We start from the raw sequence: 597 nt of genomic DNA, 5'->3' as shown, positions 1-597 counted from the left end.
TAAAAACGCCACTTCTTGGCTGGTTAAACTATTTTCACGGAAAAAACTCCCTTGTAATTGGGTTAATAATGCGTAAACCTGTCGGATTTTATCTTGCCTAACTTGCATAGAAAACTCAACGGGATGCCCACCCAAATCACCCAAATAAGATAGCGTATCAAGCAGTTTTAAACGTGGTTTAATCGGTTGGTGCTGTTTATTGGTTTTTAATACGGTGTATTTTTTGAGTGCAAGTTGATGCAAGTATCGATTTTTGTCGACATGGGTCACAGCACTGGGGGCATTTGCCATTTCAGCAAGTTTGCGGTCAATCGATGCCAAAAACGCTTTTAATTGGTTGAGCTCTTTAATTTTTTGATCTCTTATTTTTTGCAGCTTGCTATGCTCTTGTGGGTTATATTGTCGATTTTTGTTTAATTCCTCTTGTTTGGCATTAATCTCTTGCTGTTTTTTTTCAATATCTAGCTCAACACGCTCTTTTGCCTTTTGCAGTTCTTTTTCTTTATCGGTTGGCGTGTTTTGGGTCTTTTGCGCTTGATGCGTATTATAAGCAGAAGCAAAACCCGTTGATTTGTCGATAATATCACGCCATTTTAC

1 pseudogene is annotated in these 597 nt (G+C 38.2%); it reads right to left on the bottom strand.

Features of this window, described 5'->3' with window-relative positions:
• Nucleotides 1-597 (bottom strand): annotated as a pseudogene (locus tag BQ5209_RS10735) (hypothetical protein); the annotation flags it as partial.

It is taken from the genome of Gilliamella mensalis (genome assembly GCF_900103085.1).
In the GTDB taxonomy this organism is placed as follows: domain Bacteria; phylum Pseudomonadota; class Gammaproteobacteria; order Enterobacterales; family Orbaceae; genus Gilliamella; species Gilliamella mensalis.
This window is presented reverse-complemented; position numbering and strand designations above follow the sequence as displayed.